Origin of the sequence: Asticcacaulis biprosthecium C19 (genome assembly GCF_000204015.1) — a bacterium.
In the GTDB taxonomy this organism is placed as follows: Bacteria; Pseudomonadota; Alphaproteobacteria; order Caulobacterales; family Caulobacteraceae; genus Asticcacaulis; species Asticcacaulis biprosthecius.
Genome location: NZ_GL883077.1, coordinates 15,720 through 38,091, shown reverse-complemented (window position 1 = coordinate 38,091; position 22,372 = coordinate 15,720). Strand labels below are relative to the sequence as shown.

The 22,372-nt window shown below is 64.0% G+C and carries 14 protein-coding genes; 8 read left to right on the top strand and 6 right to left on the bottom strand.

The genetic code is table 11. The features are described 5' to 3' along the window. Nucleotides 1–5: 5 nt before the first annotated feature. The 3 genes from ABI_RS00710 to ABI_RS00700 form a co-directional block, all read right to left on the bottom strand. Nucleotides 6–1,874, bottom strand: a complete 1,869-nt coding sequence (locus ABI_RS00710) for a peptide MFS transporter (protein WP_006270871.1) — start codon at nt 1,872–1,874, stop codon at nt 6–8. 28 nt (nt 1,875–1,902) lie between these two features. Then, nucleotides 1,903–2,751 (bottom strand): hypothetical protein, encoded by an 849-nt coding sequence (locus tag ABI_RS00705; protein WP_006270870.1) that lies wholly within the window; start codon nt 2,749–2,751, stop codon nt 1,903–1,905. A 220-nt stretch (nt 2,752–2,971) separates the two neighbouring features. Next, complete coding sequence (locus ABI_RS00700; RefSeq protein ID WP_006270869.1) at nt 2,972–4,729, bottom strand: DUF885 domain-containing protein; 1,758 nt, start codon at nt 4,727–4,729, stop codon at nt 2,972–2,974. 97 nt (nt 4,730–4,826) lie between these two features. On the opposite strand from ABI_RS00700, the gene ABI_RS00695 reads away from it, so the two are divergent. The 7 genes from ABI_RS00695 to ABI_RS00665 all read left to right on the top strand — a co-directional run bounded on the left by ABI_RS00695 (nt 4,827) and on the right by ABI_RS00665 (nt 14,173). Then, nucleotides 4,827–7,229 (top strand): glycoside hydrolase family 127 protein, encoded by a 2,403-nt coding sequence (locus ABI_RS00695; protein ID WP_006270868.1) that lies wholly within the window; start codon nt 4,827–4,829, stop codon nt 7,227–7,229. After that, a complete protein-coding gene (locus ABI_RS00690; RefSeq protein ID WP_006270867.1) occupies nt 7,226–8,800 on the top strand; it encodes a family 43 glycosylhydrolase in 1,575 nt (524 codons plus the stop codon). Before ABI_RS00695 ends, ABI_RS00690 begins: the two co-directional genes overlap by 4 nt. A gap of 124 nt (nt 8,801–8,924) precedes the next feature. Then, complete coding sequence (locus ABI_RS00685; RefSeq protein ID WP_006270866.1) at nt 8,925–9,923, top strand: 3-oxoacyl-[acyl-carrier-protein] synthase III C-terminal domain-containing protein; 999 nt, start codon at nt 8,925–8,927, stop codon at nt 9,921–9,923. Continuing rightward, nucleotides 9,917–11,098 (top strand): hypothetical protein, encoded by a 1,182-nt coding sequence (locus ABI_RS00680; RefSeq protein WP_006270865.1) that lies wholly within the window; start codon nt 9,917–9,919, stop codon nt 11,096–11,098. The genes ABI_RS00685 and ABI_RS00680 overlap by 7 nt, the downstream gene beginning before the upstream one ends. Then, nucleotides 11,095–12,192: an ATP-grasp domain-containing protein gene (locus ABI_RS00675; protein ID WP_006270864.1), complete on the top strand. Its 1,098-nt coding sequence runs from the start codon at nt 11,095–11,097 to the stop codon at nt 12,190–12,192. The genes ABI_RS00680 and ABI_RS00675 overlap by 4 nt, the downstream gene beginning before the upstream one ends. Continuing rightward, the gene (locus ABI_RS00670) at nt 12,183–13,175 is read left to right on the top strand and encodes a GNAT family N-acetyltransferase (RefSeq protein ID WP_040308441.1); all 993 of its coding nucleotides are present in this window, start codon (nt 12,183–12,185) and stop codon (nt 13,173–13,175) included. Before ABI_RS00675 ends, ABI_RS00670 begins: the two co-directional genes overlap by 10 nt. A gap of 35 nt (nt 13,176–13,210) precedes the next feature. Continuing rightward, entirely contained in the window at nt 13,211–14,173 is a 963-nt protein-coding gene (locus ABI_RS00665) for a Rieske 2Fe-2S domain-containing protein (RefSeq protein WP_006270862.1), read from the top strand. A gap of 2 nt (nt 14,174–14,175) precedes the next feature. Here the strand turns inward: ABI_RS00665 and ABI_RS00660 are convergent, their stop codons facing one another. The 3 genes from ABI_RS00660 to ABI_RS00650 form a co-directional block, all read right to left on the bottom strand. Then, nucleotides 14,176–15,360: an ROK family transcriptional regulator gene (locus ABI_RS00660; RefSeq protein ID WP_040308440.1), complete on the bottom strand. Its 1,185-nt coding sequence runs from the start codon at nt 15,358–15,360 to the stop codon at nt 14,176–14,178. Nucleotides 15,361–15,450: 90 nt separating this feature from the next. Continuing rightward, nucleotides 15,451–16,962 (bottom strand): tryptophan halogenase family protein, encoded by a 1,512-nt coding sequence (locus ABI_RS00655; RefSeq protein ID WP_006270860.1) that lies wholly within the window; start codon nt 16,960–16,962, stop codon nt 15,451–15,453. A gap of 313 nt (nt 16,963–17,275) precedes the next feature. Then, nucleotides 17,276–20,284 carry a TonB-dependent receptor gene (locus ABI_RS00650; RefSeq protein WP_245531272.1) on the bottom strand — a complete coding sequence of 1,003 codons (3,009 nt, stop codon included), beginning with the start codon at nt 20,282–20,284 and terminating at the stop codon, nt 17,276–17,278. 377 nt (nt 20,285–20,661) lie between these two features. On the opposite strand from ABI_RS00650, the gene ABI_RS00645 reads away from it, so the two are divergent. Continuing rightward, complete coding sequence (locus ABI_RS00645; protein WP_245531271.1) at nt 20,662–22,299, top strand: S41 family peptidase; 1,638 nt, start codon at nt 20,662–20,664, stop codon at nt 22,297–22,299. Nucleotides 22,300–22,372: the final 73 nt, after the last annotated feature.

Genomic DNA, 22,372 nt, shown 5'->3' with positions numbered 1-22,372 from the left:
AGACTTCAGCGGGCTCTCGCGTCTTCCCCGGCCCAGTGGCTGATAAAATAGGACAGCACGAAGACGCCCACTGCCAGGCCAAGGCCCCACAGGCCGATTGTCGTGAAGGTGGCGATCGAGGCATCCAGCGACGCCTGGGCATCGACCACCTGGCCGCCGACGGTTTGGCTGGCTGCTGTGTTGGCGATCATACCCGCGACGTACTGCGCACCCGAAGTGCCCAGGAACCAGATGGCCATCATGGTTGAGACCAAAGTCACCGGCGACAGCTTGGTCTGTTGCGACAGGCCCACCGGCGACAGGGCCAGCTCGCCGATGGCGTGGAACATGTACGTCAGGAGCAGGAAGTACCACGGCACCCGGAAGCTGGCGTCGATCCAGTTGGCGCCAAGCGTCAGCATCAGGAAGCCACCGCCGGCGCAGGCCAGGGCGAAGGCGAACTTGCGCAGCGGCGGTGGGTCGAGGTGACGCCGGCCCAGCCACGCCAGGACAAAGGCCATGACCGGCGCGCCCAGCAGGATGAAGCCCGGACCGAAGCTCTGGGTCTGGGAACCTGTCAGGCCCATGTCGATCCATACGGTGCCAGCCGGCAGGCCGCCCAGGGCTTCCAGTTGCGCCGCCGAGGCCAGGACATAGGTATGGCCGAACAGGGCGATGGTCTTCGCGTCGTCGAGGAACTGCAGGTCGACATTGCGCGCGGCGAACAGGTTCAGCGACGATCCGGCCTGTTCGAACAGCGCCCAGAAGGCGACCGAACACAGGGACAGCACCATGGCCAGGGCCAGACGGTAGTTTTCCTCGCGGCTGTAGCGCGTGATCATGCGGAAGACGACATAGCCCAGCACGATGACCACGCCGGTCAGTTCGGCCAGGCCGACGATGGCGTGGCGCTGGATGAGATAGAAGACCAGCGGCAGGCCCAGCAACGAGAGGGCGTAAACGACCGTTTCGCGCGGCAGGCCGGCGACCTTTTCGGTCAGCTTTTCCGGTTCCGGCGGGGCGCCGCGGCCGTCCAGCCAGCTCTTGCCCAGGATGAAAACGGCGAGTCCGGCCACCATACCGATGCCGGCCAGACCGAAGCCCGCCCACCAGCCGACCGTCTGGCCGACATAGCCGCACAGCAGGGCCGACCAGAAGGAGCCGAGATTGATGCCGTAGTAATAGAGCTGGAAGCCGGAATCGCGGCGCGGATCGCGGCCGTCATACAGTTGCCCGACAATGGTCGAGATGTTGGGCTTAAGGAAGCCGACCCCCAGGATGATCAGGGAGACGGCCAGGTAATAGGCCTGTTCCGCCCACGGCGTCGGGTTGGCGACTGTCAGCTCAAAGCTGCCGGGGGGTAGGGTGGCGGGTAGCGGCGCATCGGCGGGCAGGCCGGCTATGGTCAAACCGCCGTCCGGCGTCGCCTGCCAGTCATAGCTGGCGTCGCCGACCTGGAGGCGGACCTCGCGCTGCGCCTGGCGGCCTTCGCTGACGAAGCTGTAGGTCTGGCCGGCGTGGGTCAGGATCTGTTCGGCTGGCTTCCCTTCGAAGGCCATGCCGAGGTGACCCAGGCACAGCAGGACGGCGCCGAAGATGACGGCCTTGCGCGTGCCCAGCCAGCGGTCGGCAACCAGGCCGCCGATCAGCGGCGTCAGGTAGACCAGGGCGGTGTAGCTGGCATATTGTTCGGTGGCGTGCTTGTCCGAGAACAGGAAGTGCTGGGTCAGGTAGTAGATCAGCAGGGCGCGCATGCCGTAATAGGAAAAGCGCTCCCACATCTCGGTGAAGAAACAGACGATCAGACCGCGCGGCTGGTTGCGCATCTGCAGGACGACCGGAATGGCCGACAGGACAGTGACCAGGACGCAGGCCACCAGCAGGAAGTTGATCATCGGCCCCAGCCTTTTGCAGTCGTAATGTTTATGAGTAGCAGTCGTTGACAAGGTCGGCCTTGGCGCTGTTCATGCGGGCCGGGTGGCGGTAGAAGGCGTCCGCCTTGAGGTGGTGGTTGTCGCCGTAGACTTCGCCCAACACGGCATAGAGACCGGGATCGTGGTTTTTGAGCTCATCGTCGTTGACGATGGTGACGTCGTCGGTCTTGTAAGCCATGTTGGAATTGAACCAGAACTGGGTGCCTTCGGCCCAGTATTCATCGATGTTCAGCGCCATATAGGCGCCGCGCCAGTAGCCCCTGGCCTTGGCGGTGGCGAAGGCGGTTTCGATGCGGCCGTACAGCGGACGGTCGATCTCGCGGATGGCATTGAGGATGTTGTGCGAGAACTCATGCACCAGGATGTTTTCGCCGTAATAGCGCGTGTGGGGTAGGCCGAGCAGGTTTTCCTCGGCGCCCGTGGTGTAAAGCCCGCCCATGCCGCGTGCCCGCATGGCCCAGTAGTCGCGGTCGCTCATGCGTCCGATCGTGGTGGCATAGTCGCGGACATCGCATTTCGACAGCCGCGGGTCGTCGATGGCCGGCTTCTGCCAGTCCGACTGTTCCGGCAGGTCGGTGGTGGTTTCGTCTATGGACATGACGCCGACCCGGGCACGTGTGCGGATCAGTTCAGCGCGCAGGTCGGGGCGATGGGCCAGCATGTCGTCGACCAGGTCTCGGGCGATGACGACGACCTCGTCGGGGACCTTATTGGACGTGGTGATCGGGATGCCCCCGGCGTCGGCATATTTCTGGTAGAACGGGTCGAGGTTCAGGGTTGGCGGTGGCGGGGCCAGGCTGGCCGTGCAAGCGGGGACGGTGAGGAGAGCCAGCACCATGAGGGAGCGGCGGAAAGAGGACCCCTCCGTCTCGACGCGCTTCAGCCTTCGGCTTTCGCTTGCTCGCCACCTCCCCACCTTCGGTAGGGAGGAGAAGAAAGAACAGGTGAAACCGACGTCCTTCTCCTCCCCATCTTGATGGGGTTTGGCGGAGCCGATGGGCGAGCAAGGGAGGCCCCTTATGGGGCGACCGCGTCGAGACGGAGGGGTCCTCTTAGATTTACTCTTCTTCAGCATAGGGGCTCTTGCCGCCTTCGGCGATGAAACGGTCAACGCGGGCTTCCAGCACCGGTAGCGGCACGCTGCCCAGTTCCAGCACTGTGTCGTGGAAGGCGCGGATGTCGAACTTTTCACCCAAGGCCGCCTCGGCTTTGCGGCGGACCTTCCAGATGACCATCTCGCCCAGGTAATAGCTCAAGGCCTGGCCCGGCCAAGCAATGTAGCGGTCGACCTCGGTCGTCACCTCGTGCTTTGACAAGGCCGTGTTGTCGAGCATGAAGTTTTGCGCCTGCTCGCGCGTCCAGCCCTTGGCGTGGATGCCGGTATCGACCACCAGACGCGCCGCCCGCCACATTTGGTAGCTCAGCATGCCGAAGCGCTCGTAGGGTGTCTGGTAGATGCCCATCTCGTCGCCGAGGCGCTCGGCGTAGAGCGCCCAGCCCTCGCCATAGGCCGAGATATAGGTGTGCTGGCGAAAGGCCGGCAGGCCCTTGTTTTCCATCGCCAGCGGCATCTGGAAGGCGTGGCCTGGCGCTGATTCATGCAGGGTCAGGGCGGGGATCGAGTACAGGGGGCGCGCTGGCAGATTCCAGGTATTGACCCAGTAGCCGCCCGGTCCGCCGCGTCCGCCGGTATAGAAGGGCGCCAGTTCCGGCGCTACCGGATAGATGCCGAAGCGCGAGCGCGGCAGGCGGCCGAAATACTGGTCGGCCTTGCCGTCGAACAGCTTGGCGGTCCAGGCGGCGCGGTCCAGCAGGTCCTGCGGCTTGGTAACGTAGAACTGCGGATCGGTGCGAAGGAAGTCGAGAAAGGCCTTCAGATCGCCGGTAAAGCCGACTTCAGTCATGATGGCCTGCATTTCCTTGCGGATCGAGGCGACTTCGTCGAGGCCGATCTGGTGGATCTGCTCCGGCGTCATGTCAACCGTGGCATATTCCCGGACCTGGGCCTGGTAGAAGTTGCGGCCGTCGGGCAGGTCGTAGGCGGCCAAAGACTTGGTCGCCTTCGGCATATAGTCGTGGCGCATGAATTTGAGCAGGTCGCGGTGGGCCGGGATGACCTTGTCGCGGATGGCGGCCGTGGCGGCGGCACGCAGTTCCGCCTGTTTCGCCGCCGACATGTTGGCCGGGAGGGTCTTGAACGGCAGGTAGTAGATATTGTCTTCGATGGTCGGGGCGTCGATGACGCTGGTGATGGTCAGGTCGCGGCCCTGCAGCGAAATCTGCGGCAGGGTGAAGCCGCGCTTCAGGCCCGCTCGCATGTTATCGGTGTTGTCCTTGAAATAGCGCGGTATGTCGTTGAGCTGGGCGATGTAGTTGCGGTAGTCGTCTTCGGTGCGGAAGGTGCCGCGCGCCATGCCGGTCAGGTCGCTCCAGAAGGAGGTGTCGCCGCTGACTGGCCGTTCATAGAGCTTATATTTTTGCCCGTCGATCGCCGTCTCGATCTGATAGCGGTAGACCTGATAGTTTTCGGCTTCGCGCGGCGACAGGGCTTTTGTATCGACGGCGTCGAGTTGCTTGAGGACATTCTGCCAATAGGCCAGCTTGCGATCCTGGGCGGCCTTGGACACATCAGGCAGGCGCGGGGCGACGTCTTTCTTGCCGGAGTCCTCGTCAGCCGCCGCGTGTTCGCTGCGCCACGCCCATTCCGTCTCGTAAATCTTGCGGAAGACGGCGTCGGTGGCGTCGTCGGCAAAGACCGGCACGGACGTTGCGGTCAGAACCAGGGCAAGTGCGGTGGCACGCAGCAGGAGTCTCATGTTTCGGCCTCGATTGGGTGTTGTCACAAAATTGTATACCGTATAATAATGTTTGCGCAACCGTCCGATTAAAGCTGAAGAGGCCGTTATGACCCGAATGCCATTGTCCGTCGATCGCCGTTTCCTGCTGCGGGGCGCCGCAGGTGGAACGCTGCTGGCTGCAGCTTCCGGCGGCGCCATGGCCAGGGATGCGGCCCCAAACCCGACCAAGGTGCCGGCGGCCGCCACGGCGGTGCCGCTGAGCGATGTCCGCCTGCTGCCGTCGCCGTTTCTGACCGCGGTTGAGGCCAACACCAAATATCTGATGTTCCTGTCGCCCGACCGCATGCTGCACAACTATCACAAGTTCGCCGGACTCCCCGTCAAGGGCGAGATCTATGGCGGATGGGAATCCGACACCATCGCCGGCGAGGCCCTGGGCCACTATCTGTCGGCGCTTTCGCTGCTATACGCCCAGACCGGCCATGCCGAGGCCAGGACGCGGATCGAATATATCATCGCCGAACTGGCCAAGGTCCAGGCGGCCCACGGCGACGGCTACGCCGCCGGCTTTATGAGAAAGCGCAAGGATGCCAGCATTGTCGACGGCAAGGAGATCTTCGCCGAAATCATGGCCGGCGATATCCGCTCGGCCGGTTTCGACCTCAATGGCTGCTGGGTGCCCTTCTATAACTGGCACAAGCTGTTTGCCGGCCTGATGGACGCCCAGACCTATGCCGGCATCGACGCCGGTATTCCGGTGGCGGTGGCCCTGGGCGGCTATATCGAAAAGGTGTTCGCGGCGCTGAATGACGAGCAGGTCCAGAAGGTGCTGGACTGCGAACACGGCGGCATCAACGAATCCTTTGCCGAGTTGTATACGCGGACGAAAGACCCGCGCTGGCTGGCCCTGGCCGAACGCATCTACCATCATCGTATCCTAGATCCGCTGACGGCGGGCGAGGACAAACTGGCCAACAACCACGCCAATACCCAGGTGCCGAAACTGGTCGGGCTGGCGCGGCTGTACGAGATCACCGGCAAGCCGGGGTATCGCAAGGCTTCGTCCTTCTTCTGGGATCGCGTGGTCAACCACCATTCCTTTGCCATTGGCGGCAATGCCGACCGGGAATATTTCTTCGAACCCGACACCATTGCCAAGCACATAACCGAACAGACCTGCGAAAGCTGCAACACCTACAACATGCTGAAGCTGACGCGGCATCTGTATGCGTGGACGCCGAATGCTGCCTGGTTCGACTATTACGAACGCGCCCACCTCAACCACATCATGGCGCACCAGAACCCGGAAACCGGCATGTTCGCCTATATGGTGCCGCTGATGTCGGGGACGGGCCGCGAATATTCGACGCCGGAGGATTCGTTCTGGTGCTGCGTCCTGTCGGGCATCGAGAGCCATTCCAAGCATGGCGACAGCATCTACTGGCAGTCCGACGACACCCTGTTCGTCAACCTGTTCATCCCATCGAAACTGACCTGGAACAAGGCGGCCTTCGAGCTGACGACGCAATATCCCTACGACAGCCGCGTTGCCTTCAAGGTGACGCAGTCGAGTGGCGCCAAGGCGTTCACCGTGGCCGTGCGTATTCCTGGTTGGGCGAAGTCCCATACTCTGCTGGTCAACGGCAAGCCGGCCCTGGCCGCGATCGACAAGGGCTATGCCCTGATCCGCCGCACGTGGAAAGCCGGCGATGTCGTGACGCTCGACCTGCCACTGGAGCTGCGGTTTGAGGGCACGGCGGGTGACGACAAGGTTGTGGCCCTGCTGCGTGGTCCGATGGTGCTGGCGGCCGATCTCGGCGCGATCGAAGACTCGTGGCAAGGCGATGCCCCGGCCCTGGTCGGTTCGGATCTGCTGGGGTCGTTTACGCCGGAGTCGGTCGAAAAGGCGGTCTATCGCAGCAATGGTATTGGCCGTCCGGGTGACATGACGTTCCGGCCGTTCTACAGCCAGTATACCCGCCGCACCGCTGTCTATTTCAACCGCTACAACGACGCCGAATGGGCCGACGCCCAGGTCGCCTACCAGGCCGAGCAGGCGCGGCTGAAGGATCTGGCGGCGCGGTCGGTCGACGTTATGCACCTGGGCGAGATGCAGCCCGAGCGCGACCATAATCTGCTCACCCAGGGCAATTCCTATCCGGTGGTCTATCGTGGCCGCAACGGCCGCGACGCCCGGACCGGCGGCTGGTTTACCTTCGAGATGAAGGTGCAGAAGGACGGCCGCGAGGCGGGGCCGCTGGTGCTGGAAGCGACCTATTGGGGCTCGGAGTTCAACCGCAGCTTCACCATCGAGGTCGACGGCACGGTCATCGCTCATGAGCGGCTATCGGGCCGCCAGCCCGGCGCCTGGATCGATGTCGACTATCCCATTCCGCACGAACTGACCAAGGGCAAGTCCAGGGTGACCATCAAGTTCAACGCCCAGGAGGGCAAGACGGCCGGACCGGTCTTTGGCGTGCGCCTGTTCACGGCAGCGCCGGCGGGCGTTGCGGCATGAAGCGGTTCTTACTGAGTGCAGCCCTGCTGCCGTTGATGGCCTGCGCCTCGGTGCATGCAGATACAGATTTGGCGGACTCGGCGCTTGAAAGCCGGTCGGTCCACGCGGCGGCCAATCCGATCCTGGCCGACGGTGCCGACTATACGACCGACCCGGCGCCGCTCGTGGCCGATGGCAAGCTGTACGTCCTGACCGGCCGCGATAGGGCGCAGGACGGCGTCAACGACTTCATCATGCCGGAATGGCAGATGCTCGCGACATCCGATCCGAAGTCGGGTGAGTGGACGCATTATCCGCACTTCATCCGGCCGGAGAACGTGTTCGCATGGGCGACGCCGGCGCGGGCCTATGCTGCCCAGATCGTCCAGGGACCCGATAAGCGGTTCTATTTCTACGCCCCGGTCATGCAGGAAGGCAGCACCAACAAGGACGGTTTCGCTATCGGCGTCGGGGTGTCCGACAGTCCGCTGGGGCCGTGGGTCGATGCCCATCCGGCGGGGCCGGTGGTGTCGCAGTCCTATCCTGTGGCCAACGATATCCAGAACATCGATCCGACCGTTCTGGTTGATGAGGACGGGCGGGTCTTCCTCTATTGGGGGACGTTCGGGCGGCTGAAGGGCGTCGAGCTGGAACGCGACATGGTCACCTTCAAGGGCCAGCCGGTCGATGTCATCACCCTGACCGGGTTCTTCGAGGCGCCGTGGATCTTCAAGCGCAAGGGCACCTATTACATGGCCTATGCCGGCAACAAGGCCGGACCGGACTCAGAGTGCACCGAAGCCGTGTACTACGCCTGTATCGCCTATGGTACGGCGCCGTCGCCTTTGGGGCCGTGGACCTATCGCGGCGTGATGCTGGAGCCGGTGTCGTCGACCACCTCGCACTCGGGCATCGCCGAGTTCAACGGCAAATGGTACATCGCCTATCATAACGCTGATGCCAGGGGGGGCGGGCATTTCCGCCGCAGCGTGGCGGTCGATGAGATCCTGTGGGACGACAGTGTCTCGCCGGCACGGATCAGGACGGTGGTTCAGACACGGAATATGCCACCGCCTGTGCCTTCGCGGAATATTGCGGCGGCAGCGAAGGTGACGGCGTCGAATGCGCCGGTGCCGCTGCAGTACTGGCTGCGGGCGCTGAATGACGGCAAGGTGCGGATGGCGCCGCTGCCGCCCGACATGTGGGCGACCTGGACACCGGACAATCCCAAGCAGCAATGGGCGCAGTACAACTGGGAACAGCCGGTTGTTTTGAATGGTGCGCGCATCCAGTTCTGGGGTGACCAACCGGCGGGTTCCGGCGTCGGGGTGGCACCGCCCAAGGCGTGGCACTTGGAATACTGGACCGGGTCGGCATGGTCGGCGATCGCCGCGGATTATCCGGTTGCGGACGGGTTCAATGCGGTCAGCTTTGCTGCGGTAACGACCAAATGTCTGCGGGCGGTGTTCGACGCCTCGACCGATGGCAAGACGTTTGCGGCGATGGCGGCCCAGGAATGGGAAGCCCTGACGCCGGAGGCCACGGTGGTGACGGCAGTTCGGGGCGCGGCGAGCAAGACCTGTACGGGCTAACTCCGATTTCCCCACTGCATTGAGCTTACGCAATCCGCCCTAAAGGCGTGATGGCTGCGATAAGCATTGACAAGGTGCGCTGACAGTTTTATGAACATTGTTCAAAATGTCAGGAACGACACACGTGACCTATCCCATTGGTCTCAGACTTGCCGGCGCCGGCGTCTATGCACCGCGAACCCGCCGGCCGTCCAGCGCGCTCGACGCCCTGTACGGCAAGGCCGAAGGCTGGACCCAGGCCCGGTTCGGCATTGCCGAACGCGGTATTGCGCAGCGCGACGAAACCACCTCGTTCATGGCCGCCCAGGCCTGCCGCGCAGCGCTCAACGAAGCCGGCTGGAGTGAAGACTTTGACGTCCTGGTTGGCGCCTGCGGGGTCATGGAGCAACCCATCCCCGGCACCTCCGTCCTGGTCCAGCACGCTCTGGGACTGCACAAATCCGGCATTCCGTGTTTCGACGTCAACATGACATGCCTGTCCTTCCTCAGTGCGCTGGACCTGGTCAGTCTTGGTATCAAGGCCGGGCGGTGGCGGCGCGCTCTGATCTTCGCCAGCGACATCGCCTCGGCTGGACTGGATATCAGCCAGCCGGAGATGTCGGCCATCTTCGGTGACGGTGCGGCGGCGGTGTGCGTCGAAGCCGGGCCTGACGACGGCCCGGCCATCCTGTCGTGCCGGTTTCTCACCCTCAGTTCCGGTAAGGACATGGCCCACCTGCGCTCCGGTGGTACGGGCATCCGCATCGAAGACGGTTATGAAGCCTTGCAGGCCGGAGCGCGGTTTCACATGGACGCTTTCGGCATCTTCAAGGCGGCCGGCAAGCGCCTGCCCGAGCTGATCAATGAGGCCGTTGCCAGCGCCGGACTGACGCTGGATGACATCGACACCGTGATCGGTCACCAGGCCAGCAAGCCCGGCCTGGAATATGTCCGCCATATCCTGGGTACACGGCCGGAACGTATCGTCGACATCTTCGGCCACACCGGCAACCAGATTGCCGCCTCACTGCCGACGGTCCTGGTCACCGCCCGCAACCAGCGACGCCTGACACCGGGCAGCCATGCCCTGCTGCTCGGGACCTCGGCCGGGGTCAGTATGGGCGCCATGGTCATCCGGTGCTAGGCGCGCTGTTCGCCTATGCCGGCGCCCATGGCCCGCCGCCGACACGCGAAGCGCTGGAACAGCAACAGCGTCGGTTGTGGTGCAGGTTACAGGAAAGGTTTTCATTTGCGCCGGCGCTCGCGGATCATGCCGCAAAGCCGCTGACCGATGTGCCGGTGATCACCGTCGCCCGGTTCCGCGCTGATTTTGCCGGTTACAACACCGAAGGTGTCGATGTGGGCGCCGCGACCCAGGCCGCTTTGGCCGCCGAAACCGGCGGAGCGTCATCTCTGCCGATGGGCTTGGAAGCCGGGTTTTCGACCGGAACCGGCGGCGGACCACGCGGTCTGTTTCTGACCTCACCGCGGGAGCGCCGTCTCTATGGCGCTCGGCTGGCCGGCAAGCTGTTCGGGCCGCTGGAACTGGTGCGGACGCAGCGGATCGCGGTTTGTCTGCGCGCGCCTAACCGGCTGTACGAGAAGCGACGGGTCAGGTTTTTCGGCCTGGCCGGTGACGATCGTGACGCCGCCATCGCCGCCTATGATCCTCAGTTGCTGATCGCCCCGCCCCAGGTCCTGATCGATCTCGCGCAGGTCACTCGGCCGCTGCCGTCGTTGCGCCGGCTGTTCTATGGCGCCGAGACCCTCAACGCCGCCGAGCGTGACTTTGTGACTGGCCGATTGGGCCGCCGCCCCGATCCGATCTATCAGGCGACCGAGGGCTTTCTCGGCGCGCCCTGCCGGCTGGGCACGCTGCACCTCAACGAAGACGCCCTGATCGTTGAACGCGCCCCGCTGGGTGGCGACCGGTTCCAGCCGATCGTCACCGATCTGATTCGGCAGACTCAACTGGTGGTCCGGCTGAAGCTGGATGACATTTTGCGGCCGACGTCCTGCGCCTGTGGATCGCCGCTGATGGCGGTGGAACCGGTCGAGGGCCGGGTCCAGGACATCTGGCGATGGGGCGAGCAGGTGGTCTTTCCGGGCGAGGTCGAGGCCGTCGTGTCGCAACTCGTGCCGCCGGGCCGGCCCTGGATCGTCACGGGACATGCCGACGGCATCACCTGTGCCTGCGAAACCGGGGATGCGCCAGCCCTGCTCCAGGCTTTGTCGGCTTTTGGTCAGCCCGTGTCGTGGCAGCCCTATGATCGCAACCTGGATTTCCCCAAGCGCCGGCACGTCAGGTGGCGGCCATGAAGATCCTGCTCAGCGGTACGCGCGCCCCGGTGACGCGCGACCTGGTCAGGGCGTTTGCCGCCTGTAGTCACGAGGTTCACGGCGCCGACAGCCTGGCCACCGCCTCGACGGCGCGCGAACTGAACAGCTTTACCCGCCTTGCGCCACCGGCGCAGAATTTCGCTGGCTTTGCCCGCGATGCGCAAGCCCTGGTCGCGCGGCTCAAACCCGATTTGATCGTACCGCTGTGCGAGGACATCTTCTGGTGGGCAAAGGCGGCGCAGGGCTGGCCGTTGTTCGCCCCGGATCTGAAGTCGCTGATGCAGCTGCATTCCAAGTTCGACTTCGTCGTCCTGGCCGATTGCCTTGGGCTTCCGGTGCCCGAAACGCGTCGGCTGGGTCCGGCCGATCGCGCCACGCCGGGCGACTGGGTCTACAAGCCGGAGTTTTCACGCTTTGGCAGGCGCGTCGTGATCCGTCCGCAACAGGCCCCGCCCCTGGCGCACGATCCGAAGAATCCCTGGCTCCAACAGGCGTGGATTGCCGGCGAGGACGTCTGTTTCCACGCCGTGGCGCACGGCGGGCGTCTGGGCGCCTTTGCCGCCTACCGATCGTCGTGGCGGACGAAAGGCGGGGCCAGCTACTATTTCGATCCGGTCGAAACGGAGTTGTCCCGGGCGCTTGAGGCCATGGCGGTACGGCTGGCGGCCAGTCTGAATCTGACAGCGCAACTTGCCTGCGACCTGCGCCGCGATAAAGATGGCCGGCTGTGGCTGATCGAGTGCAACCCGCGCGCCACCAGCGGCCTGCATCTGATGGCCCACGATCCGGCTGCCCTGAGCGCGGCCTTTACCGGAGGCGGGGACGCAACCTTGCGGTCCGACGGTCAGGCGGCCTGCGTCGGCCCCGCCATGTGGTTCTATGGCCTGCGCACCAACCGGTTGGCGTCATGGCGCATGGATATCGGCCGGGCGCGCGATGTCTTCCGCGGCGTAGCCGGCGCGGCCGTGAGCGATACCCTGGGTTTCTCTGTGCGTGCCGCCCTGGCCGGCCAGGACCTGCAGGATTTCCTGACCGCGGACATGGCGTGCGATCGGGACCTGACATGCAGCTGAGAAACGCATGCGTCCGGTTCGAAACCGTCGAAGGGCTTGATATTGCGATTCCGGAGACTGGCCCGCAGACTCCCAATAGCTGCTGGCAGACCTCGCTATGCACCCTGCTGGGGCCGGTGACGCGCGAGGAGGCCCGACGTGCGCTGACGGGAATGGACCTGTGGGGTGTGCTGGTGCTCAGCCATGTCACCGAAGCCTTTGCCCGCCTGTTCCAGGTCGACAAGGCCGTCTGGCCCGGCCATCACCTGCTCAGCACCAATCTCTACGGCGGGCGGGTTGATGAGGTGATCGCCGCCGCGCCGGGGCTGGCCCGACGCTATCCCGATCGGGCGGTGATCGTCCGCTCCCTGACGCAGCGTCCGGCCACCGGCCTTGTCTGGCCAACGCGGGTGGTGTGGATCATCGACGACCTGGCCAAGGCGTGGGCGAATCGCCGCGACAGCCGCCGCGATCTTCGCCTTCTGGCCGATATAAACCTGACCGCTCAGCGCTTCGGAGCTGACATCGATGATGCTCGCCTGACGCGCTGCCTCGCGCTATACCGCGCCCTCTATATCGACGCCTATTCGGCCTTCAATCCCGACTATACACCCGCCGGTATCCGCGCATTGCTGACTCTGGGCCTGGAGCTGTGGACGCTGGAAGATGACGGCGGCGCGATCCTGGCCTTCTGCCTTGCCCAGGACGACGGTGAAACGCTCATTTTACCGTTGGTCGGCTATGATCGCAGCCGACCGAAGGACGACGGCCTGTACCGCGCCCTCATGGCGCATATGGCGCAACAGGCGTTGGTTCGGAACCGTCAGCTCAACCTTTCGGCTGGCGCGCCGCACTTCAAACGCAACCGAGGAGCTACACCGTGGATGGAATATCTGCTGATCTTCGACTCGCACCTGCCGGTCTGGCGGCGGATGGCCTATCGCCTGATCGGCGCCATGCTGCGCCGCTTCGAGGCCCGACTGATGACGGCCGCGACGCTTTAGGACTACCTGCCGGCATCGATGCGGCGTGGCTGCCGGTGGCCCTCAGCCGCGAGGTCGGCGCCAAACCGCATGGCGTGAAGGTGGCCGGCGTACCCGTAGTGCTGTGGCGCGGCCGCGAAGGGCTGAAGGCGTTTCTCGATCGCTGCCCGCATCGCAATTATCCGTTGTCGGAGGGGCGCGTCGAAGATGGCCGGCTGGTCTGTCCGTATCATGGCTGGTCGTTTACAGGCGATGGTGCCTGCGCCGGCGTTCCCGGCTGCGGCTCGGGTGACCTGTCGCGGCTGAAGGCCGAAATCGTGGCGGTGGCACAATGGCAGGGCATGATCTTCGTCAGCCTGAAACCGCAGACGGCCTTTGCCGACGGACTGCCGGACATGCCGCAGGGCGATGACTATGACCACTTCTGGTGGGCGATGAAGCCTCAGCGGGCGCGGGTGTTCGACGCGCTCGACAATGTGCTCGACCCGTTTCACACGAACTTCATCCATGATGGCCTGATCCGGGTCAGCCACCGCCGCCAGACGGTCGAGCAGACCATCGAGACCTTCGAGAACGGCTTCGAGGCGACCTATATTCAGAACACGGACTATGGCTGGATGTCGCGGGCCCTGGAAGGTCGCCGCGCCCGCAGCCGTGGCCGCTACATCCCGCCGGTGGCGTTTCAGGGCCGGTGGGAAGGACCGGAGCGGCTGAACCTGTGCACCACCATCTGGTTCGTGCCCCAGGACGCCCACACCATACGCCCCATGGCGCGGTTCACAACCTTGAAGTCACGTGGGCCGGCCTGGCTGAAAGAGGCGGCGATCCGGCTGTTTCTGGTCAAGGTGATCGAGCAGGACGCCCAGGCCCTGACGAAGCTGCACGACAATATCGCTGCATTCGGCGGGCCGAAGTTCCGCGCCGGTCCTGGCGACCGGCTTGGTGACAAGCTGATGCGGCTCTATAGTGGCGGCAAACTGGTTCCGGAGCGGCTGGGGCCTTACGCGATGGAACTGTAGAACTACTTCATCAAAACGTCCGGCGTCGGCAGCAGGCGTTCCTGGAAGGCCAGAACCGCGGCGCCCAGAGCGGCCGCGTCGACCGCCGTTGTGGCCGCGCAGAACGGCCCGAGCGGGAAACTCGATGCGTAGGCCGCAAACCGCGCGTTCAGGGCCTGGCACAGCCGCTCGATAACAAACGGCGGCAGTTGCCCGCCGATAAAGTGCCGTTCGGGGCTCAAGGTGTAGGTCAGGGCCAGATAGGGCGCGACCATGTAGCCGGCGGCACGTTCGACCCAGGCATCGACGGCGGCAGAAACCTGCGGATCGGACTCGTCCAGGTCACGGTCCGGCGCGATTCCGCGCCGGCCCAGCATTTCCTGGAAGGCAAACACCGACAGGACGTCCCACAGCGTGCCTGACCCTCCGCTGTCCTGCGCGATCGGATACTTGCCGATCTCGCCGGTCTGGCGCAGACCGCCCTCATAGGGTTGGCCATTGACCACCAGTCCGGTACCGATGCCAGCGCTGATCAGGGTATAGACGAAGCTCTTGAACTGGAAGCCCTGGCCGAATTGCAGTTCGCCCAACACCGCCGCCGTGACGTCATTGCGAACAGAGACCGGCATGTGCAGGCGCTCTGTAAACGTTTCCACGATGTCGAGAGACGACCACTCACTGTAAGTATCAGGCCGGGCGGACGCTTCGACGCAGTCCATGCGTTCCGGCATGGCGACGCCCAGCCCCACCAGTCGCTTGCGAGAAATCAGCCGCCGCCCAAGGACGCTGTCCAGTTGCGTCTCGACAAAGGCCAGGACGTCCTCCGGGAGCGCGAAGCGCTTGGGGATATAGGCGCGGTGGCGCACCTTGCCCGACAGGTCCATCAGCATCAGGGTGACGTGTTCGCGGTCGATGTTCAGCCCTAGGGCATAGGCGCCGTCGGGATTGACCGCCAGGCGCGCCGCAGGCTGACCGCGGCCGCCGATGATGGCGCCCTCGTCCTGGACGATGCCGTCTTCCATCAGGCGGCGCGTGATGTTGATCACCGACTGATGGGTCAGGCCGGTGGCACCGGCCAGTTCGCTGCGAGTGACAGGCCCGCCGGCACGGATCGCCTGCAGGATGACGCGCTGGTTATAGTCGCCGGCACGGACCATGTTTGTACCGGCCAGGCTTGCGCCTGGTTTCCGGTTAGCTGTTAACGCCATACTCTCGAGACCCCAAAATTCTCTGGTAGCCAATGCTCTACGGCACCTGTGCGGAACCACCCTTCACCAATTCCGGAGGAATCGCAACGGTTATGAGATCGCTAACATTCCGTTTTGCTTCAGATACGCGTGCTGTGTCGGCAAAGTATCGGCCAATTGCTTCAGGTGATCCTTCATCCGGGCGAAACCGTCGCGCAGGGTCGCGATGTCCTCATAGGCGACCAGCGGGTCATGGCTTTGCGGGATGATGCCCTGGCCCATCATGACCGCCATCCACGAGGTCGGCGTGAACATCTCCTCGGCGGCATGGGCGAAGGCGCCGCGTTCGCGGAAGACCTCGATCTTGTGCGCCAGGCTGTCGGGGATCTCCATGGTCCGGGTATAGCGCCACAGGCCTGAATCGTCGCGCGCGGTCGCATGGTAGTGCAGGATGATGAAGTCGCGGATGCGCTCATAGTCCAGGTGCTGGCGGCGGTTATAGGCTTCGATATTGGCTGGGGCGAACGACCGGTCGGGGAAGTGCAGCAGCAGCTTGTTGATGCCCGACTGGATCAGGTGGATGCTGGTCGATTCCAGGGGCTCGATAAAGCCGCTGGCCAGGCCCAGCGCCACCACATTCTTGTTCCAGAACTTCTTGCGGCGCCCGGTCTGGAAACGCAGGCGATTGGGTTCGGCGAGCGGCTCGCCCTCCAGGTTGGCGCGCAGAGTCGCTTCGGCGGTGTCGTCGTCGACGAAGCGGCTGGAATAGACATAGCCGTTGCCGACCCGGTGCTGCAGCGGGATATGCCACTGCCAGCCACCTTCGCGCGCGGTCGAGGAGGTGTAGGGTTGGATCTGCGCACCACCATGAGCGCAGGGCATGGCCATGGCGCGGTCGCACGGCAGCCAGTGGCTCCAGTCGTCGTAGCCGGTCCCAAGCGTCTGTTCTATCAAGAGGCCGCGGAAGCCGGAGCAGTCGATAAAGAGATCGCCGGCGATCCCACGGCCGTCCTTCAGCCGGACCGACTGGACATTGCCGGACTCGGGGTGTTGTTGCACGTCGGCGATCAGCCCTTCGACGCGGATGACGCCCAGCTGTTGGCTGTAACGGCGCAGATAGCGGGCATAGAGGCCGGCATCGAAGTGATAGGCTGAGCCGAAGGTCGCCATGGCGCCGTCATCGCTCTGGCGGCCCATTCGGCCCTGCAATGCGGCCAGGGTACACAGGGAATAGTCGCTGACCGGGCCGATGTCGTGCCCCTGCGCCTGCATGCGCAGCCAGAACTGCAGAAAGTGGCCCAGCTCCGGTTTCAGGCCATAGACGCCGAAGGGATGGAAATAGTCCTGGCCGAGATGGCGCCAGTCGTGGAAGCGAATGCCCAGCTTGTAGGTGGCGCGGGTTTCGCGCATGAACTCGGCCTCGTCCAGGCCCAGCATGGCGTTGAACAGCTTGATCGGCGGTATGGTGGCTTCGCCGACCCCGACGGTGCCGATGTCTTCGGATTCGACCAGGGTGATGCTGAGGTGGCGCCCCAGGTTGCGGGCAAAGGCAGCCGCCGCCATCCAGCCGGCGGTGCCGCCGCCGACAATGACGATGCTGCGGATGGGGTCGGGTGATTGCACGCGGGGGGGCTCCGGAGAATTACGAGGGCGCTGAAAGCTCCCTCTCCTCACTTGAGGGGAGAGGGTTGGGGTGAGGGGTTGGTTCGGATAACCACTATGGTGCCCGAAAGTCCTCAACCCCTCACCCGATCGCCGTCACTGCGTTCGGCTCTCGTCCTCTCCCCTCAAGCGGGGAGAGGGAGACCTACAATAGCCTGCCCATAACTGTATCAGAAAACAAAAGGACCGGCTCTCGGGAGGAAAGCCGGCCAAGGGTTTGGGAGACCGGCCTGACGCTCCAGGGAGCATCAGGCCAGCATTTCGGCACCGCGAATCAGTTACCGAAGTTGTACCGCAGGCCGAGAATGATGCGGCGCTCGCCCGAAGCGTAACGCAGCGGCAGGTTCTCGAACTGCAGATAGCGGCCGGTGGATTCTTCCGTCAGGTTGATACCTTCCAGAGTCACCTTCAGTTTCGGCGTGATCGAATAACCGACCTGGGCATCCAGCTGGCCATAGGCCCGCTCCCAGGTGCCGGCTGTAACCGTCCCACCGCCTGCAGCCCCCGAGCCGAAGCCGAAGTTGCCGTAGTAGGCCTTGTCGCGCCAGGCGTAGGAGACGCGGGCTTCGAAGCCGTTGCCTTCATAGAAGCCCTGGATGTTGTAAGCGTGCTTGGACACGCCCGGGATCGGCAGGTTGTCGTCGAAGTCGTTGAAGTTCGACGATTCCGAGTCCGAGTAGGTGTAGTTGGCGGTGAAGCCAAAGCCGTTGTCGAACGCGTATTGCGCCGCCAGTTCCACGCCCTTGATCGTGCCGCCTTCACCGTTCACCGGGGCCGAGAACGGACCCGAGGTGCAGCCGGCCGCCGACTGGTCGGCGACGCAGACGCTGATGGTGTCGGTCTGGATAAAGCTGTCGACGCTCTTGTAGAAGAAGCCGCCGGAGACAAAGCCATCCTGGCCGAAGTAGCGCTCATAGGCGACGTCGTACTGAGAGGCGCGGTACGGATCCAGGTTCGGGTTGCCGCCCGAGCCCGAGGTGTAGAGGAACTTGTCCAGGTTCGGACCGGGCGAGGACGACCGGGTGAAGTCGTAGGCCGAGCCCTGGCCGAGCTGGAACAGGTTTTGGCGCGACACGACGCGGGCGGCCGAGGCGCGCAGCTTGTCGGACTCGTTCAGGTCGAACACCGCCGAAGCCGAGGGCAGGACGTCGGTGTATTCGCGCACCGTCGTGCCCGTGTCCGGGTTCTTCAGGATGCCGTTCCAGCTATCGGTACCCCACCACAGCGGGGTCACCGGCGTCGAGGAGGCGGTGACGGCCAGCTCGGTCTTGACGACGCGGACGCCGGCATTGAGGTGGAAGCGGTCGCCGCGTTCACCGACATCGGCCATCATATAGCCGGTGGTTGTTTTTTCCTCGACCTGGAAGGATTCCAGCGGGTCGCGGAAGAACTTGAACGGCGTTTCCGGATACAGCTTGCTGATCCAGGCGGCGGCGTCGGTCATGCCGTCGGCGCGGTTCACCAGAGCGTTGATGCCCAGGATATTCACCTGCTCGAACCGGCCCGGATTGCTGGCGGCGGTATCGTAGGGCGCCGCCGAGCTGTGGAAGGCGGTCGCCTTCGAGTCGCCGAAGCGGCCACACGGCGAACCCGCGCCGTCGCACCACTTCAGGCCGATCGCGCCGTCCATGAAGTAGCCGTAAGGCGTCCAGTTGATGAAGGTCGAGCCCGTCGTGTTGGTCGGCGAGACGACCGGCTGGCCGGCCGAGAAGGTCAGATACTTGCCCTGGGCCGAGGCCGGCAGTTCGCCGCGGCTGGTGAGGTCGGCGAGGTAGCGGCCGTATTCGGAATCGACCGTGCGCTCGGCGAAGCGGGCGCCGAAGCTAACCACCAGGCCGGCGTCGGCGGCGAAATCGGGCCGCCACTTGAAGTCGGCCGAAACGGCGGTGTTTTCGATGTCGGTCTTTTCACCGAAGGCCCAGTGCGACTTGGCGAAGACCATGGCCGGGTTGGTGAAGGCCGTGGCATTGGGGCCCGCAGCGGAGAAGGACGGCAGGTCGCCGTTCTTGTAGCTGAAGGTAAAGGTCGCCGGCGCGGTGCTGTTCGGCGTGATGCCGGCGCCGCCATTGACAGCGCGCACGCCGTATTGGGTGTAGCGCACGTCGGCATTGGCCGAGGAGCTTTCGTAGTCCGCCTTGGAGAGTGCAGCGCGGAAGGTCCCCGTCAGGGTGCCGCCGTTATCCCATTTGGCCGCGAACTGGACGTTGTCGGTCGTAACTTCGCCGTTCTGCACGAAGGTGATCGACTCGGCCGAATTGGCCGTGACCGTGCCCGACTGCAGGACGCGGTTGCTGTCGATGGTAAGGCTTGACGCGGCATAGGTCGCGCCTTCGTTGGCGAAGGGGAACTTCAGCGAGGCTTCGCTGGTCAGGATCGACAGGTCGGAATGGAACCAGTCGCCGGTCAGGGTCAGGGAGTCGCTGGCGTGGAATTCGCCGCTCAGCGAGAAGCCGATGCGCTCACGTTCCTGGTTGCGGTTGGTGGCATAACGGTATTCCGGAGAATAGACGGTGGCCGTGCCGCCCGAGGTCGGACGTTCGAACAAGCGCCAGCCGCCACGGTTTTCACCACCCAGCACGTCGGTGTGGATGTCGGTACGGTCATAGGAGACGGTCGCCAGCAAGCCGAAACGGTCGCCGAACTTCTTGCCGAAGACCAGTGAGCCAACCGGCGTGGCGTCGCCTTCACCGCCCTTGTTCAGGCGGATGTCGCCCGAAAACAGCATGTCGCGCACGGCGCGCGGCGAGCGGGTCTTCAGGTTGACGATGCCGCCCAGGCCGCCTTCCAGCAGCGAGGCGTCCGGCGATTTATAAACGTCGACCCCGCCGATCAGTTCCGACGGAATGCCTTCCAGCGAGGCGTCCTGACGGATATTACCTTCGCCCAGGCGGAAGATTTCCATGCCCGAGACGAAGATGTCGTTGTTCAGAACGGTGACGTTCTGGTCCAGGCCGCGGATGCGGACCTTTGTGCCCTGGCCGTTTTCGCGGTCGATCTGAATGCCGGGCAGGCGTTGCAGGCTTTCAGCGATATTCTGGTCGGGGAACTTGCCCATGTCCTCGGCGGTCACCGACTCGATGATCAGGTTCGAGTTCTTCTTGGTGTTCAGCGACGACTGGAGCGAGGCGCGGAAGCCGCGCACGACGACGACATTGTCGTCGCCGGCAACGGGGGCAGGCGCGGCAGCCGGGGCGTCCTGCGCGCTGACGGCCGTGGCCGTTCCGAGCGCAAGAAAAGAGGCGGCGGCCATGAGGGCCAGCCGCGGATGATGTGACTTCAACACGTGGTATCCTTCCCAATAGGAATTTATTTGGCGGCACGTGCTCTGCGCAAGTGGCAGCACGTGTCCGCGCCTTTAAATGCGGCGGGTATGACAACGATGTCAATTGAGCTAAGTCAGTGGTAGCGTTATCATTAAAACAATTTGAATTAATCTTTTTTCATGAAATTGCAAACCGTTGAATTGATTGAGTATGGCCATCATATTCTGTGACAGATTCGCAACGCTTCGCCGGCTATCCGCGTGGCAGGGCCGGCGCGGCGGCCGAAAGCGCATACCCGAAATTCATTTTTATGTGGTCATTGGCGGACGTATGCCGCCTCTTGCATATGCGGCTTAACAGGATCATGATTGCCATGTAGCCTATGGGGGATTTTGTTGTGAAACTGGTGAGATGTCTGTTCGTTGCTGTCATGGCGGGGTCTCTTCTCGGCTGCGGTGGCGGCGGGGGAGGCGGCAGCAGCTATAGCGGCGGGGGTGGCGGGGGCGGAACGGTCACGCCGCCTGCGGGTGGCTGGGTGGCGGGCGTCTTCCAGGCGGCCAGCAGCTTCAAGGATAAATGCGCCGCGGCGCGCACCGGCAGCGACATCGAAGGCAATCCCTTTCCCGACCGGGCAGGCACGGCGACGGATGAGAAGAACTGGCTGCGGTCGTGGACGCGTGAAACCTATCTGTGGAACACCGAGGTCGCTGACACCAACCCGGCCCTGGGCGGGACGCGGCTGCAATATTTCGACACGCTGAAGACCTTTGCCACTACGGCATCGGGCAAGCCCAAGGACGACTTCCATTTCAGCGAGCCGACGGCCGAATACCTGGCGCGGCGCAATTCCGCTGCGACCGCCAGCTACGGCGCCGAGTTCGTTGTCATTTCGGCAAACGTGCCGCGCGACGTCCGCGTCGTCTTTACCGAGCCGGGCTCGCCTGCCGAGGAGTTGTCGGGTGGTCAGAAGAAGCTGATCCGCGGCTCACGCATTCTCACTGTGAACGGCATCGACCTGGTCAGCGGCGGTACGACTCAGGCCGAGGTTGATGCGCTGAACAACGGTCTGTGGCCGGCCAGTTCCGGGACCACCACCACCCTGACGGTTCAGGATCCCGGCGCGTCGAGCAGCCGCACCATCATGGTGACCTCGCAGAACTTGGTCACCAAGGCGGTCAATCGCACACGCATCCTCAACAGCGGTGGCCAGAAGGTTGGCTATATCCTGTTCAACACCTTCAGCCCGTATTCCAGCGAAACCGAAATCGTCACGGCGATGCAGCAGATGCAGACCGAAGGCGTCGCCGACCTGGTGCTGGACCTGCGCTACAATGGCGGCGGCCTGCTGGCCGTGGCGTCGCAGGTCAGCTACATGGTGGCCGGCGATACGCGCACGGCCGGCAAGACGTTTGAATCCCTGCGCTTCAATGCAGCCGCCGGCACGCGCGACCCGGTGACCGGCGAAGCCAACGACCCCGTGCCCTTCTATCGCACCGGCCTGGGCTTCACCGTTGCCGATGGTACGCCTCTGCCCAGCCTGAACCTGCCGCGCGTCTTCGTGCTGGCGACGGGCAATACCTGCTCTGCCAGTGAGGCGGTGGTCAACGGCCTGCGCGGGGCGGGAGTCGAGGTGGTGCTGATCGGTGACGGCACCTGCGGCAAGCCGTATGGTTTCTATCCCCAGGACAACTGCGGCGAGACCTATTACACGATCCAGTTCCAAGGCGTGAACCATCTTGGTTTCGGCGACTATGCCGACGGCTTCGTGCCGAACAATGCCAGCGGTTCGTTCGGCGTCCGCCTGCCGGGCTGTAAGGTCAATGACGACTACGGCCATGAGCTGGGCGATGCCGGGGAGGGACTTCTGGCTGCGGCACTTGGCTATCGGTCGACGGCGACCTGTCCGGCACTGGTGTCGTCGGCGGTGCGTTCGTCGTCCGCCTCGGTGAGCACGTCGAAACTGCCGTCGATCGCGGTCGAAAAGCCGGAGCGGTGGATTATGGAGCGGAACCGCGACATGACCCTGCCGCGGTAGAGAGATACGTGGACAATCGCTCATCTCCCTCTCCCCACTTGAGGGGAGAGGGTTGGGTGAGGGGTTGGTTCGG

Excerpts from the sequence above, each read along its gene's own strand:
- ABI_RS00660 (WP_040308440.1), bottom strand. The coding sequence starts at position 15,360 with ATGGCGTTAACAGCTAACCGGAAACCAGGCGCAAGCCTGGCCGGTACA.
- ABI_RS00705 (WP_006270870.1), bottom strand. The coding sequence starts at position 2,751 with ATGGTGCTGGCTCTCCTCACCGTCCCCGCTTGCACGGCCAGCCTGGCC.
- ABI_RS00675 (WP_006270864.1), top strand. The coding sequence starts at position 11,095 with ATGAAGATCCTGCTCAGCGGTACGCGCGCCCCGGTGACGCGCGACCTG.
- ABI_RS00700 (WP_006270869.1), bottom strand. The coding sequence starts at position 4,729 with ATGAGACTCCTGCTGCGTGCCACCGCACTTGCCCTGGTTCTGACCGCA.
- ABI_RS00670 (WP_040308441.1), top strand. The coding sequence starts at position 12,183 with ATGCAGCTGAGAAACGCATGCGTCCGGTTCGAAACCGTCGAAGGGCTT.
- ABI_RS00710 (WP_006270871.1), bottom strand. The coding sequence starts at position 1,874 with ATGATCAACTTCCTGCTGGTGGCCTGCGTCCTGGTCACTGTCCTGTCG.
- ABI_RS00695 (WP_006270868.1), top strand. The coding sequence starts at position 4,827 with ATGCCATTGTCCGTCGATCGCCGTTTCCTGCTGCGGGGCGCCGCAGGT.
- ABI_RS00690 (WP_006270867.1), top strand. The coding sequence starts at position 7,226 with ATGAAGCGGTTCTTACTGAGTGCAGCCCTGCTGCCGTTGATGGCCTGC.